This window comes from Rhodococcus sp. 24CO (assembly GCF_050586165.1).
GTDB lineage: Bacteria > Actinomycetota > Actinomycetes > Mycobacteriales > Mycobacteriaceae > Rhodococcus_F.
The window spans coordinates 116,762-129,856 of the sequence record NZ_JAZFNF010000010.1 but is presented as its reverse complement, the minus strand read 5'-3'; the positions used below and the strand labels follow the sequence as shown (position 1 = coordinate 129,856).

Here is a 13,095-nt window from a genome sequence, read left to right as displayed (position 1 = left end):
GCCAGGGCGGCCCAGGCGACGTTGCCGTTCCAGGGGGCAGCTTCGGTGTCGGGTGGTGTGTGCCATGCGGGGCACCGAGGCGGCGCCGAGGAGTACCGACGAGGAGGATCAGAGTCTGCCCAGGATCTGCCTGTACTGCGTATCGCCCGAGGCTTCCTCGAACTTTTGTAACCTCAACTCTCACCGGTGGACGGGTCTTCGGGGAGGACGACCTCGAGCGGTCCGCAGCCGGGAGCCGACCTCGAGCGGTCCGCAGCCGGGAGCCGACCTCGAGCGGTCCGCAGCCGGGAGCCGATCTCAGATTGGTAGTTCATGACCATCAGCGCTCTGCGTGACATCGCCTGCACTATCGATACGACCCCGGGTACGAGACCGATACACGCGGGCGTTTTCGTCGACATCGCTGACCGTCACCGATCCACTACACGTGAAATCAGCCGCCAGGCTGCGAGAACAATTCCAACACCCCGATGCCGGCTGCCGCCGGCGAGGACCGGTTGATGCGGGACCTAGGCGACTACGACCGAGCATTCGGAGTTGAATTCCCTTGTACTGCATCATGTAATGATGATTGGGTGCAGTGATGGGCGCTGTGGATCCACTCAAGGACATCGAGCACTACGCCCAGGCAATGAAGGCGCCGCGCATACGGGAATCGGCGCCGCGGCTAGCCGAGCAGGCCCGCAGCGACGGATGGAGCCACGAGGACTACCTCGCCGCCGTGCTGTCGCGAGAAGTCACGGCGAGGGAATCGTCCGGCACTCAGAACCGGATCCGATTGGGCGAGTTCCCGACACCAAAATTGTTGGAGGAGTTCAACTTCGACTATCAACCGTCACTCAGTCGAGAAATGGTGGCATATCTGGGAACTGGAGTCTTCTTGACGCAGGCACGCAATGTGGTGCTTCTGGGGCCGCCGGGCACTGGCAAAACGCATCTGGCGATCGGGTTGGGGATCAAGGCCGCTCAGTCCGGACATCGGGTTGCATTTGCGACGGCGGTTGATTGGACCGCCAGACTCAAAGCCGCGCACGCCGTAGGAAAGCTACCAGCAGAGTTGGCGCGACTACGGCAAATAGGGTTGATTCTCGTCGACGAAGTTCGGCTACATCCCGTTCGAACAGGACGCCGCGAACGGGGGTCCCTCCCTGCAGGCAGTGCTTGGGGGCGTTTTCCAGTTGGTGTCGAGTCGCTACGAGCATGCCTCACTGATTCTGACATCGAATCTGCCGTTCGGCCGATGGGGTGACGTGTTCGGCGATCAGGCAGTCGCCGCCGCGATGATCGACCGAATCGTCCATCACGGAAGAGGTTTTGACATTGAAAGGGGCGAGTTACCGACTCAGAAACACCGGGATCGATACATTGCCGTCCGTGAGAGCAGACAACGCGGCACAATGAATACATCGGCGTGGTCTAGTTTCCGTCCGTCGGGAATGGACTAGGTTTCGACCGTCGTTCACATGGAGCAGCAGCGTGAACTCCTGGAACCGGTCCACCTTCTGCCTTGCTGACAGCGCACAGCACGCGTTAGTGTCCGGCTGTGATTCTCACTACGACACTTCGAGCCGCAGTCGTGACGGCTGCGCTGGTTCTCGGGTCCGCGACGTTGACCGCTCCCGCCGTCGGCGCGGCACCTGCGGCGTCGGCGTGTGTACCCCTTTCGACACCTGAGTTCGACGGCACACTCGCCGCCCTGACGGACCCCACCGGTATCGACACCTTCGAGCAGGCTCGAGATCGCATCGCCGCCCTGCGTGGCGAACTCACCCACTCCGACGACTATCGGGGCACCTTCCCGTTGGCGTTCGACGAGATCCTGAGTCTCGTCGGCCCGAGTATCGATTCGGGGGTGTACGACGATCCGGTGTGGGCCGGCGATCTTGCCGTGGAGGTGGTCCGGTTGTACCTGACCGACCTGCACAAGTTCGTCACCGGCGGGACTCCGTCACCACACTGGGCCGCTGCGCTGGCGCTCACCGAGGACTGCGACCGTAGCCCCGGACGGGTTGTCACGGGCGCCATCTTTGCGCACCTGATCATCGATTTCCCCAAAGCGCTGGTCAACATCGGCACCACCGCGGACAACACCAAGGATTTCTACACCTTCGGTGGTGCGTTGGTGGACGCGACACCCGGGATCGTCTCTGGCTTCGAGAAGACCTACGGCACCGACCTCGAGGGGTTGTTCACGGGCTGGTTCGTCGGCGACATCTTCGGCGATGAGTTGGCCACCACGTTGATGTTCCAGTCGGTACGGACTGTGGCGTTGGTCAACAGCTTCGGTTTGCAAAATCCTGCCACCCACGACGCCACGGTCGGTGAGATGAACCTGCTGCTGGGTACGGCCAACGTCGCCCTGGACGGACTCGAGGTGACCGGCCTCATCTGATCGCCGAACCCCCCGTCTACTGGGGCGTGTGTCGTTGGCCGGGGGCCGGAGCATCATCGACGTGCCGGGCCGGTTCTTCGCCCCGTGAGACGTTGCCGCCGCGGACCGGATTATCGGAGTGGACCGGATTGCCGTCGTCTCCGTGGCGCTCATGTCGGCCGGCGTGCGGCACGTCGGGATCGATTTTGTCGGCGTGTTCGAACTCGGCCTGCAATTCCTCACGTGAGGACGCTGCGACACCATGATGGGTCTGGGCTTCGTGCGACAGGCGCTTGGTCTCGGACGCCGATGCTCTCCAGTGAGAATTGGGGTGAGGCATCGAGATTCAGATAGCGATCGAATGTCGACGGCAGGTGAAAACTGATCAAGGTACGGCACGGCGGTTTCTATCGATCGTCGCAACACTTCTCCCTAGAATCTGGAGGTTGTGTTGTCGTCATCTCGTCGTGTGAAGAAGGGGCCGGGGCGTCGTCCGCAGTCGGCCAAGCGTCAGCGGTTCATGGAGCTCCGCGGCCGCGGGTGGAGCATTCTCGCGGCTGCCCGCTAGGTCGGCGTATCCGAAAACCACCGGTAACAACTGGTCGCGCGGCTACAAGACGTACCGCAACGGTGCGGCCGCTGCCTTGGAGCAGCTGGCGGTACGTGAGATCAGTGCCCGGTTTCTGTCCCAAGACGAACGCATCGAGATCGCCGATCTACGCCGTGCGGGACTGAGTATCCGAGCGATCGCAGGCCGGTTGGGGCGGTCGCCCTCGACGATCTCGCGCGAACTTCGCCGGAACGCAGTCACGGGCAACGATTATCGGCCGTTCGAGGCCCACCGACGTGCCACGGCCCGGCGAGCCCGACGGAATCGACCGATTGGTGACGCTATGGGTTGCATGATGCTCCTATGGTGTCAAATCGGTGTTTCGGAGCCATGTTTCGTAGGTGGTGAGGAAGGTAGCGTCGTGGACTCGTCCGTTTTCCGCGAGTGAAATTTGGGCGATGCTGACGCCCAGGGCTGCGGCTGCCTGGAGTTGGATGAGTCCGCGTTCTTGGCGGAGCGGTCGAAGCTCTCGGTGATCGACAACGGGGATGGGGTTGGTGATGAGTGTGAAGACTTCTCGAGCGATCGCGCGTTTGAGGCAGCGGAGGATTTCCTTGGTTCCCTTGCCTTCCTGCTGCTTACGTTGAATGTAGTCGCGGGTTCGTTGGTCGTAGGTCATTCGAGAGAGGGCGATTTGATGGAGGGCGGAGTTTCCATGCCGGTCGCCGCCGCGACCCCGTCGGTGACGAGTGGTCTTGCCACTGGAAGTCGGAAGAGGGCTTGTCCCGCAGAGTGCTGCGAAAGACGCTTCCGACTTCAGTCGATCGGTGTTTCCACCGGCCATGTCCAACCTCCGCAGAGTGCATCGCGCTCCCAGTAAATGAGAACCGTCGTCCAGGGGAAGTGTTCCTACATTCAACGAATCAGATTGAGGCCATTCCAGTTTCGAGTGAACTCCACGCCCTCGGCCAGCATCGCCGGCATGCTCGGATTCTTGATGTACTCGATGATCGTGCCCGGCATAGCCGCGGACTCGATGTAGGCCACGCTCGTGGATGACGTAGCCCCGGTGAAAACCACGGACAATCCACGCTCGGTGGCTTGGGTCAACTCCGCATCCAAGTCGTCGGTCAATCGCGCAACATGATGCAAGCCGATAAATTTCGTACCGTCGGCATTGTGGTAGGGCGAGGGACCTTCGCTGAGTACCTCGATCAACTCGACCTGAGTGCTTCCCGAGTACGCGAAGGCCGCGTTGATGACGATGTCGATATCTTGACCGCGATGGTTGCCTGCCATGTCGAGGTTGCGATAGATCTGCCATGGTCCGACACCGCTCTCTTCGAACCACGCGTGTACCGCTTCGTCCAGGTTCGACACGAGATACCCAATTTGCATGAACGGTTCGATCGCCTTGTCTTGTGTCATAGCGAGCCACCTTCGTGCCCTTCCTGGTTTGCCGGTGCGGTCATGAGATGGCCCCTGAAATCGCCGACCAAATCGAGCAGCGAGTAGTCGCGGGACGTGAAACGCCATATCCCGCCTGTGCGCTCGAACTCGTCGTGGTACCGCCCGGCGGCGACTACCTGCAGCGGCAGTGTCGAAGTTGCTTGCAGCACAGTGTAATAGGAACGGCACGTCGCACGCCCGGCCTCGTCGTCGATCTCGAGGATGGGATTGGTGATGACATGTTTGGTGCGCGGCGTACCGTCGGCATGGATCTTTATGTTGGTACGCCACAGGTTCAGCAGGCCGGACTCGTCGAGTGCGTCGCCGCTACGGGTACGTATGGTCGCGTGCTGGAATAGCGCCGCGGCTTCTTCGAGGCGACCCCGGTCGATGTTCTCGGCGTATCGGTACAAGAGGTTCGTTATCTCAGTGGCGGAGTTACTCAATTTCCAGCCAGCTCTCTGGTGCAGTGTTGATGGTGTCAGTCGAGGTCCTCGACTGTTGCCATCGGGTACGTGACGGTCTCAAGGTTTTCGCACCGATCGACAATGATGATGTCGGCACCTCTTCGGCAAAAGACACTGCGTGAGACCGTCCTTGGTCTCGTGTGGCTCCGGCGATCAGTGCAACTTTGCCCTCGAATTCGTCCATGAAGTTCCCTCTTTGTCGTGTGTGGCAGTGAGCCGTACTCGAATCAGTAAGCCAAAGGCTGTGGTTGGAGAGTCGGTGCATCTCGACTATCGAGATTGAGCAGAGGGGCGTCGACCCGTGCCGTGGTCATGGGGATCAAGGCCCATCGGAACCGTTGCCACGGGTTTAACCCGTTTGGGCAGACGCAGTGCAGGCGCACATGTTGATGCGAGTCCCCGATGCGATATCTCGTTCATCGAGATGGCGCGTCTGGCCGTTCAGTTGCGGGCCCAGTATGTCGTAATCAGCTGAACCGGCCGAGAGGACATGATGGACCTGAGTGTGGAGCAATTTCGACTCGATGGGCGCACTGCTTTGGTGACCGGTTCGGGCCGAGGGGTAGGAGAAGGTATCGCCCGCGTTCTCGGGGCCTGCGGAGCAACAGTCATAGTGAACGATTTACACGCCGACAGGGCTCAGTCGGTCGCCGATGCCATCATCGCCAGCGGAGGATCGGCATTTTCGTCGGTGTTTGACGTGACAGACGCCGCCGCAGTGGAGCAGGCGATAACTGCGCTGGCCGACGACGGGGCCTCCGTCGATATTCTTGTTCACAATGCGGGCATCCCTGACATCGGCGCACGCCCGAATCAATTTGTCGACATGCCGGAGGCGGATTGGCAGCGACAGATCGACCTCAACCTGTCCGCAATGATGCGAGTCGTCCAGGCGGTACTCCCTGGTCAACTCGCGAACGAGTGGGGCCGCATCATTCAGATATCCTCGGGTGCATCAACGCGAGGTCTTTCCATCGGGGTCTCCGCGTACGGTGCCGCCAAGGCAGGTTCGGAAGCGTTGATTCGACACCTCAGTGTCGAGTGTGGTTCGCGCGGAGTAACTGCGAATGCGTTGGCGTTGGGGATGATGGAGGGGCTCGGTGATGTTGACGACCCCGCGCTGGAGAGGATGATCCGTCAGATTCCGATCGGCAGGCTCGGTCGTGGCGCCGATGTCGGTGCAGCGATCCTCTGGCTTTGCAGCGAGGCAGGGGGCCTGGTCAACGGGCAGGTTATCCACCTTAACGGTGGAACGGTATTTGGACGTTAAACGCATCGTCCGTTCGTTAGGCGAAGTAGTGCGCGTCACGTCGCCGGCCGTAGCGCGCCGGACCTGTTCGGCAGCAACAAGTCCGGTCGCTTCTTTCATGACGTAATCGGCGTTGGGACAGCGGCGACGATTTCATTGTGAACCTATGTCGTCCGAAGTTCGAGTCCTCTGCGCTGGGTGTAGTTTACGGCGTTGTGCAGCTCGAGAAATCTGGGAGTGAACTGCAATACGCATAGGGCCACTTTGGGGTCTGCACTGCGGCGTACGAGCTGATGCTGAGTTCTTCGGTATGCCCGTGGAAGTCGAGGGGCTCGATACCGCGTGGTGGGCCGACCCGTCATGTTCAGGAGGGTGCGTCTTTCACCGCCGGGACATGTAAGAAGTCATCGAGGCTCACAGTATCGACAGGCGAATCGGGGTCGGCAGCCCGCAAAGGGAAGCGCCGCCAATCAGGCGACCTCATATGTCGTTAGTCATGGCTTGCGCGACGACGAAGTGCTCGGGTTACGGCGCCATCGTTTCGCCGTGAAATGGAACGAAATATTTACCCTGCCAATGAAATGAAGGAGAGCGAGATGCCAAGACGGTTCGAAGGCAAGCGTGCAATCGTCACTGGATCCAGCCGAGGAATCGGGGCGGGTGTTGCCGAACGGCTGGCAGCGGAGGGTGCCGACGTGGTTCTCACGGCCCGCACGCTCAACCCAGGCGGGCAACTTCCTGGCAGTTTGGAGCAAACCGCGGAGCGGATCAGGAAGTACGGGACCACAGTCGAGATCGTAGTTGCGGATCTTACCGATGAGGAGCAGCGGAATCAGGTTGTGGTGCAGGCTGTGGAGAAGCTTGGTGGGACTATCGACATCCTGGTCAATAATGCTGCCGCAGCGATCTATCAACCTTTATCCGGTTATCCACTGCGTCGAAGGCGACTCATTTTCGAGGCAAACGTCCACGCCCCGCTCGATTTGATGCAAGATGTGGCACCGGCGATGATCGCATCGGGAGGCGGATGGATCGTCAACATCTCGAGCGGAACCACCAAGCCTTGGCAGGGGCCACCATTCACTGTGATCGAACCGGGTACCTCGATGAGTGTGTACGGTGCCTCGAAGGCTGCCTTGAACAGGATCAGCAATGGAATGGGGGTCGAACTCTACGGCCGGGGCGTTCGCGTCAACACGATCGAGCCCCGGGCAGCGGTGCTCAGCGAAGGCGCTGCCGCACTTGTCGGCGATACTATTCGCCCTGATCAGGTGGAATCGATGGAAGAGATGGTGGAAGCTGTTGTTGCGCTATGCGACTGCTCACCCAACATTACCGCGCAAAGCTATGTCAGCCTCGATCTGATCGACGAATGGGCTCTGGCCGTTTACGGATTGGACGGACTGCCCATGATGGTCCTGTGAGACGCATCGATCTAGTCGTCGGACCGAGTGGTGCCGGCAAGTCGACATTCGTCGAGCAACGCCTCGCGCCCCTGCCGACGAACAACGTTGTAGTCAACGCCGATGTGATCGCCAAGGATCTATGGCCCGAGGCGGTCGAAGAACACTCCTACGCGGCAGCCGGATCGCAGGGACCATTCGAGACGCCCTAATCGAACAGGCTGCGTCGTCCTGGTGCGAGTCGAGGTTGTCGGTTGCTCATGTCACCGAGCGGGTTATCGAGGGTGGGCATTCGGTGCCGGGGAAGAAGATCCGCGAGCGATTTATGGCCGCTGGTCGTCGACGCGATCGACCGAGCCGACCGCGCAACCGTCTACGACGACACCGCCGCGGACGTCACATCGATCGTCGCAGGGTTCGTCGACCGGGACGCGGTCGGTGAGAGTGCCCCCGCTAACCCTTGGCTGCGCTGATCCCGGCGCGTCGACCGTAAAAACTGCCGTCACCGAGTGAGGTTCCCGACGCATATCCGCCGGCACAGACTCCGGCAGTACAGCGGCCCGCAGCAAACAATCCGGGGATCGGTTCGCCGGAAACGTGCAGTACCTCCGACTGGATCGACGTTCGCAGGCCGCCGAGGGTGAAGCCTGCCGTGAAGCCCCGAAGGTCCAGGGCGGCAATCGGGGATCCGATCGGCTTGACCCATTCGGATTTCTTGCCGAGCACTGGATCCTCGCCCCGTTCGGCGTGGCGGTTGTAGACCTCGACCGTGGACTGCAGGGTGCCCTCGGGCAAACCCATGTCCGATTCGAGTTCCGCGGCGGTCTCGGCCACCCACTTGGGGCGGAAACGGAAGAACGGTGTGGAACTGTCTGCGCCGGCGCCTTCGTCGTACGCGGCTTCGTCGATGATCAGATAGGCCTCATTGTTGTTGCGGAGCAACGTTTCCTGGCCGATGCGCCCCGGGTAGGTGTCCTCGTTGACGTAGCGTTGTCCGCGGCCGTTGACCAGGATTCCGCGCACCATCAGCTGCGGATCGCCGAAAAACGCGACCTCGGTGGCGTCCATGTGCGCGAGGTCGGCGCCCAGAGCTTGAGCCATCCGGATGGCAGTACCGTCGTGCTCCTCGATCGCGGCACCTGGCCGCCCGATCAGGCGCGGCGCATACGACGCGACCATCGACTCGTTGTAGGCAAAGCTGCCCATTGCGAGAACCACACCGGTGCGAGCGCGGACAGCTACTTCCTTGCCGTATCGCTTCGCGATGATCCCGACCACTCGATCACCGTCGACGACGAGGCGTTGCACCCGCATGTCGTGCTCGGCCCGCACTCCGAGTTTCTCGGCCGTTTCGACGAGCGGCTTCATCAGCATGAACCCGCCGCCCTTCTCGCCGGTGCGTTTGCCGCTCATCTGCGGCACGTGCCCGCGCGGGGCGGGGGTGGCGATGGTGTTGAACGGTGCGGAGTTCTCGCCGCCGGAGTACATGAGACCGTCGTCGTACGGAGTTTCCCAGCCGGGCTGGCCGTAGAAACTCTCCTTGAACGGCACTCCGTTGTCGACGAGCCAGTTGTAGTGCTCGACACTGCCGTCGCAGTAGTCGGTGATCTTTTCCTCGTCGGCACCTGGGCCGAGAGCGGCCATCATGAATGTCTTCATGTTCTCGGGGGTGTCTTCGAAACCGAGTGCTTTCTGCAGCGGTGTACCGCCGCCGAGGTAGATGAACCCGCCGGCGAGCGCGGCGGCCCCGCCCCACCCGCTGGTGCGTTCGAGGACGAGCACGTCCGCACCGGTTCGGGCGGCTTCGATGGCGGCGCTGACTCCGGCAATTCCATATCCGGCGACAACGACGTCGGCCTCGAGATGCCAGGTGTCGACATCGTCTACCGCGGTGGGCCGAATCGAGTGCGCCGATCCGGTGGAGTTCGCTGGGGCCATCGCGGGTCAGTCCTTTGCAGGAGTTGGTTCGGTTGCGGCCTTTTCGGCAGCTCGGGCAGCCTTACGCCGGTCGGCCTTGACCGAGATCAAGGCATTGTTGAGGCCGGTTGCCAATGGCCACCCCGTGTAGTGACACAGGAAGATGGCAGCCTCTTCGATCTGCTGCTCGGTGAGTTCTTCGTTGAGGATCGCCGCATTGATCTGGATTTTTGCGACGTCGGTTTGCCCTTGGGCGGTGATCGCGCCGAGGAGGAGCAGCCGTCGATCACGCATCGACAACCCTGGCCGAGTCCAGATATCGGCAAACAGATGATCGGCTGTGACCGCAAAAAAATCTCCGGGAACGTCGGCAGGCAATTCCCAGCCGTACACCTCGTTCATTTTCGACACCCCACGTGCGCGCGCCTCGGAAATGGAGTGTCCGTTCTGGTCGGTCATGATGGCTCCTTCGTGGATGACCCGGAGAGCGTGGTGTGTTCCGACTGGCCGCCAACCCCGAGGCCGGGGCCGAGTCCGGTCAGCGCAAGGTGCGCGAGGGGGAGTTCGACGCCAAGGCGGTCACCCAGATCGAGCGCCAGGCTCAGATCTTTCTCGCCCAGGTTGCGAACGTGACCGAGGATCGAGAACCAAGGATCACCCTCGTCAACTGGCGCGGTGGTTGTCCGCAGCATGATGGCGCCGGCCCCACCGGTAATGGCGTCGGTGTGGCGCACGACCTTGCCGAGAGTGCGGATGTCGAGTCCGGCCGCTTCGGCCAACCTCGAGGCTTCGGTTGCAGCGGTGAAGGATACAAAGTGAAGAAGGTTGCGTGCCAGCTTCATTCGGGTCCCGGCGCCGATGTCTCCGGCGTGGACCACCAGTTCTGCCCAACATTCGAACGGCTCACGGACCCGTTCGAATGCTTCCTTCGGGCCGCCGATCATCACGGCGAGCTTGCCCTGTGTGGCGCCGGGAGCCCCGCCACTGACGGGCGCGTCGATCAAGGACACACTGCGCTCTTCGCAGATCCGGGCCAACTCCACAGCCGTGGTGTCTGAGATAGTCGAGTGAACGGCGATGACGGTTCCGGGCCGAGCTGTCGTGAGAATGCCATCCGGCCCGTTGATGACGTCACGCACTTGAGCGTCGTCGAGCACGGTCACCGAGATGACACTTGCCGTGGCTGCGACGTCGGCCGGCGTTCGTGCTGCACGTGCGCCCGCCGCGGTGAACGGTTCGAGCGCTTCGGCTCGCGCATCGCACACCACGAGTCCGGCCGGCCAATCGAGGAGACGAGTTGCCATGGGCGCTCCCATATTGCCCAGTCCGATGTAGCCGAGCGTGGGCTTGTCGGCATTCTCGGTCACGATCGGAACACCTGCCCGCCGTCGACGTTGAAGATCTGGCCGGTCACCCAACCAGCGTCGTCGGAGAGGAGGAACAGGCACATCCCCACCAAGTCTTCCGGTGTTCCCATGCGCTGCAGCGGAATCCGTTTGACCATGTCCTTGACGATGTTGCCTGGTGTGACCGTGCGGGTGGCCTCGGTGTCGATCGGTCCTGGGGCAATCGCGTTGATCCGGATCTTGGACCAGCCGAGTTCGGTGGCCAATTGCTGAGTCAAACCGTTGATCCCCACCTTGGCGAGGCCGTAGAAACCCGAGTACAGCCAGGCGGCAGTGGACGATTGATTCACGATCGAACCACCGTTGGCGCGCATGTGAGGCACCACTGCTCGGCACACCTGCAGTGCGCCGTCCATGTTCACACTCATGAACGTGCGGTAGTACTCCCAGTCGACAGTGAGTAGCGAGTCGATTTTCATGCCGCCGTAGATGGCAGCATTGTTGACCAGGTGTTCGATACTTCCGAATTGCTCGATCGTGAAGTCGGCAAGCGACTGAGTGGAAGCGCCGTCGGCAACGTCGACCGCCTTGAACACCGCGCTGCCACCATCGGCCGAGATCTGCTTGGCCACCGATTCGCCGAGTTCGTGATTGAGGTCGGCGACAACAACATTGGCACCCTCGGCTGCGAGTGCGCGGGCGTACGCCTCGCCGATTCCCTGAGCAGCGCCGGTGACGATTGCAGTGCGTCCCCTAAAGCGTTCGGTACGTTCTGTAGGTTCTGTACGTCCCATGTCGATCCTGCTTTCGTGGTGACGGAGGTGTATGGGGTGCTTATGCGGGGGATGCGACGAGCTTTGTCTCGAGGTACTCCTCGAAACCCGCCAGGCCCATCTCTCGGCCGATCCCGGATTGTTTGTAGCCACCGAACGGGGCGTCGGCGGAGTACCACACTCCGCCGTTGACACTCAAGGTTCCGGTCCGTACGCCAGCGACGACGCGGTTGACGCGATCGGGATCGGTGCCCCACACCGAACCTGACAGGCCGTACGGAGAGTCGTTGGCGATGCGCACGGCATCGTCGTCATCGTCGAACGGGATGATAACCAGTACCGGTCCGAAGATCTCCTCCTGGGCCACTCGTGACGAGTTATCCAGTCCGGCAATCAAAGTGGGTTCGATGAAGTACCCGATCGGCTGATCGTCCGGTCGGCCGCCGCCGGTTACTACTGTGCCCCCTTCGATCTGGGCCAGCTTCAGATAGCTTTCGACGCGTTCGCGTTGACGTGCGGAACTCAACGGACCGCAGATAGTTCCGGCACCCGACGGATCAGCAGCGCGAATGCCGGCCATGGTACGGGTGGCGGCGGCAAGCGCTTCGTCGTATCGGCTACGCGGCACCAGTAGTCGCGTGCTCAAGGCGCAACCCTGCCCGGCGTGAACGCACACCGAGAAGGCAGCGACGGAACTGGCGGATTTGATGTCGGCATCGTCGAGGACGATGAAGGCAGATTTGCCTCCAAGTTCCAGGAACACCTTTTTCAGGGTTTCCGACGCGGTCGACATCACCGCGCGCCCGGTTGCGGTGGAACCGGTGAAGGAAATCAGGTCGACGCGGGGGTCCGCGCACAGTTGTGTGCCGAGCGAGTGGTCCGTGGAGGTGACGATGTTGACGACCCCGGCGGGGATGTCCGTCTCCTCGGCGATCACCTTGCCTACCAGTGCGGCACACCACGGTGTGTCCGGTGCGGGTTTGAGAACAACGGTGTTGCCCGCGGCAAGGGCCGGTCCCAGTTTCGCAAAGTTGATCTGGTGCGGGAAATTCCACGGCGTGATGGCGCCGACCACTCCCACGGCTTCCTTGAGTAGCCGGCGGTGGGTGGGGACTCCCATCGGCGACGCGTTCCCGAGATCCTGTTGCCACGAATAGGATTCGATCAATTGTGCCCAATATCGGAGGTCGTCGATCGGTCCTTCGAGTTGGGGGCCGCCGGTCAGCATCCGCGGTGCCCCGACCTCGGCGATCGTGATGTCGCGTAGCTCTTCGATGTGAGACTCGAGAGCGTCGCACAGTTGGCGAAGGCAGTGTGCGCGAAATGTGTGATTCCGAGCCCAGTCGGTGGTGTCGAAGGCGCGTCGGGCCGCGGCAATTGCGGCGTCCATGTCGACGGATGTGCCTTCGGCTGCTTGGCCGAGCACTTCCTCGGTGGCGGGATTGAGGATGTCGAAGGTGCCGCCGGAACCGGGGACAAGTTTGCCGTCGACAAGAAGGGCGGAACTGTCTGTGGGTCGAAGGTTCATAGCGTGAACTCTTCCTTTCTGGACATATGTCTGGACTGTAGT

The 13,095-nt window shown here is 61.6% G+C and carries 13 protein-coding genes and 4 pseudogenes; 6 read left to right on the top strand and 11 right to left on the bottom strand.

The annotated features are described in order from the left end of the window. Positions 1-173: 173 nt before the first annotated feature. Entirely contained in the window at positions 174-338 is a 165-nt protein-coding gene (locus V2B23_RS24790; protein ID WP_430952727.1) for a hypothetical protein, read from the bottom strand. Positions 339-583: 245 nt separating this feature from the next. Here V2B23_RS24790 and istB point away from each other — a divergent pair. Then, positions 584-1,401, top strand: a pseudogene (gene istB, locus V2B23_RS24785) (IS21-like element helper ATPase IstB). 142 nt (positions 1,402-1,543) lie between these two features. After that, positions 1,544-2,392: a DUF5995 family protein gene (locus tag V2B23_RS24780; RefSeq protein WP_430952726.1), complete on the top strand. Its 849-nt coding sequence runs from the start codon at positions 1,544-1,546 to the stop codon at positions 2,390-2,392. 16 nt (positions 2,393-2,408) lie between these two features. Here the strand turns inward: V2B23_RS24780 and V2B23_RS24775 are convergent, their stop codons facing one another. Next, a complete protein-coding gene (locus V2B23_RS24775) occupies positions 2,409-2,711 on the bottom strand; it encodes a hypothetical protein (RefSeq protein WP_430952725.1) in 303 nt (100 codons plus the stop codon). A gap of 129 nt (positions 2,712-2,840) precedes the next feature. Here V2B23_RS24775 and V2B23_RS24770 point away from each other — a divergent pair. Beyond that, a pseudogene (locus tag V2B23_RS24770) lies at positions 2,841-3,240 on the top strand (helix-turn-helix domain-containing protein); the annotation flags it as partial. A 42-nt stretch (positions 3,241-3,282) separates the two neighbouring features. Here the strand turns inward: V2B23_RS24770 and V2B23_RS24765 are convergent. The 4 genes and pseudogenes from V2B23_RS24765 to V2B23_RS24750 all read right to left on the bottom strand — a co-directional run. Then, a complete protein-coding gene (locus V2B23_RS24765; protein WP_430952724.1) occupies positions 3,283-3,765 on the bottom strand; it encodes a transposase in 483 nt (160 codons plus the stop codon). A gap of 71 nt (positions 3,766-3,836) precedes the next feature. Next, positions 3,837-4,349, bottom strand: coding sequence for a VOC family protein (locus V2B23_RS24760; protein ID WP_430952723.1), 513 nt, complete (start codon positions 4,347-4,349; stop codon positions 3,837-3,839). Further along, positions 4,346-4,816, bottom strand: a complete 471-nt coding sequence (locus V2B23_RS24755) for a nuclear transport factor 2 family protein (protein WP_430952722.1) — start codon at positions 4,814-4,816, stop codon at positions 4,346-4,348. The genes V2B23_RS24760 and V2B23_RS24755 overlap by 4 nt, the downstream gene beginning before the upstream one ends. A gap of 38 nt (positions 4,817-4,854) precedes the next feature. Continuing rightward, positions 4,855-5,021: pseudogene (locus tag V2B23_RS24750) on the bottom strand (SDR family mycofactocin-dependent oxidoreductase); the annotation flags it as partial. A 306-nt stretch (positions 5,022-5,327) separates the two neighbouring features. Between V2B23_RS24750 and V2B23_RS24745 the strand changes: the two are divergent. From V2B23_RS24745 to V2B23_RS24735, 3 genes and pseudogenes are all read left to right on the top strand, one after another. Further along, a complete protein-coding gene (locus V2B23_RS24745) occupies positions 5,328-6,107 on the top strand; it encodes an SDR family NAD(P)-dependent oxidoreductase (RefSeq protein ID WP_430952721.1) in 780 nt (259 codons plus the stop codon). Between the two features lie 575 nt (positions 6,108-6,682). Next, on the top strand, positions 6,683-7,510 hold the full coding sequence (locus V2B23_RS24740; RefSeq protein WP_430952720.1) for an SDR family NAD(P)-dependent oxidoreductase: 828 nt from the start codon (positions 6,683-6,685) through the stop codon (positions 7,508-7,510). After that, positions 7,507-7,962: pseudogene (locus V2B23_RS24735) on the top strand (AAA family ATPase). The gene V2B23_RS24740 and the pseudogene V2B23_RS24735 overlap by 4 nt, the downstream one beginning before the upstream one ends. Here V2B23_RS24735 and V2B23_RS24730 read toward each other — a convergent pair. The 5 genes from V2B23_RS24730 to V2B23_RS24710 are packed head-to-tail and all read right to left on the bottom strand — an operon-like array spanning position 7,943 to position 13,053. Further along, entirely contained in the window at positions 7,943-9,427 is a 1,485-nt protein-coding gene (locus tag V2B23_RS24730) for an FAD-dependent oxidoreductase (RefSeq protein WP_430952719.1), read from the bottom strand. The pseudogene V2B23_RS24735 and the gene V2B23_RS24730 overlap by 20 nt on opposite strands. Positions 9,428-9,433: 6 nt before the next feature. After that, positions 9,434-9,865: a carboxymuconolactone decarboxylase family protein gene (locus tag V2B23_RS24725; protein ID WP_430952718.1), complete on the bottom strand. Its 432-nt coding sequence runs from the start codon at positions 9,863-9,865 to the stop codon at positions 9,434-9,436. Next, entirely contained in the window at positions 9,862-10,773 is a 912-nt protein-coding gene (locus V2B23_RS24720; RefSeq protein WP_430952717.1) for an NAD(P)-dependent oxidoreductase, read from the bottom strand. The genes V2B23_RS24725 and V2B23_RS24720 overlap by 4 nt, the downstream gene beginning before the upstream one ends. Next, entirely contained in the window at positions 10,770-11,546 is a 777-nt protein-coding gene (locus V2B23_RS24715; RefSeq protein WP_430952716.1) for an SDR family oxidoreductase, read from the bottom strand. Before V2B23_RS24715 ends, V2B23_RS24720 begins: the two co-directional genes overlap by 4 nt. 40 nt (positions 11,547-11,586) lie before the next feature. After that, a complete protein-coding gene (locus tag V2B23_RS24710; protein WP_430952715.1) occupies positions 11,587-13,053 on the bottom strand; it encodes an aldehyde dehydrogenase in 1,467 nt (488 codons plus the stop codon). Positions 13,054-13,095 lie beyond the last annotated feature (42 nt).

Bases quoted from the DNA above. Each gene is read 5' to 3' on its own strand.
- V2B23_RS24790 (WP_430952727.1), bottom strand. From the start codon at position 338: ATGTCACGCAGAGCGCTGATGGTCATGAACTACCAATCTGAGATCGGC.
- V2B23_RS24775 (WP_430952725.1), bottom strand. From the start codon at position 2,711: ATGCCTCACCCCAATTCTCACTGGAGAGCATCGGCGTCCGAGACCAAG.
- V2B23_RS24765 (WP_430952724.1), bottom strand. From the start codon at position 3,765: ATGGCCGGTGGAAACACCGATCGACTGAAGTCGGAAGCGTCTTTCGCA.
- V2B23_RS24760 (WP_430952723.1), bottom strand. From the start codon at position 4,349: ATGACACAAGACAAGGCGATCGAACCGTTCATGCAAATTGGGTATCTC.
- V2B23_RS24745 (WP_430952721.1), top strand. From the start codon at position 5,328: ATGATGGACCTGAGTGTGGAGCAATTTCGACTCGATGGGCGCACTGCT.
- V2B23_RS24740 (WP_430952720.1), top strand. From the start codon at position 6,683: ATGCCAAGACGGTTCGAAGGCAAGCGTGCAATCGTCACTGGATCCAGC.
- V2B23_RS24730 (WP_430952719.1), bottom strand. From the start codon at position 9,427: ATGGCCCCAGCGAACTCCACCGGATCGGCGCACTCGATTCGGCCCACC.
- V2B23_RS24725 (WP_430952718.1), bottom strand. From the start codon at position 9,865: ATGACCGACCAGAACGGACACTCCATTTCCGAGGCGCGCGCACGTGGG.
- V2B23_RS24715 (WP_430952716.1), bottom strand. From the start codon at position 11,546: ATGGGACGTACAGAACCTACAGAACGTACCGAACGCTTTAGGGGACGC.
- V2B23_RS24710 (WP_430952715.1), bottom strand. From the start codon at position 13,053: ATGAACCTTCGACCCACAGACAGTTCCGCCCTTCTTGTCGACGGCAAA.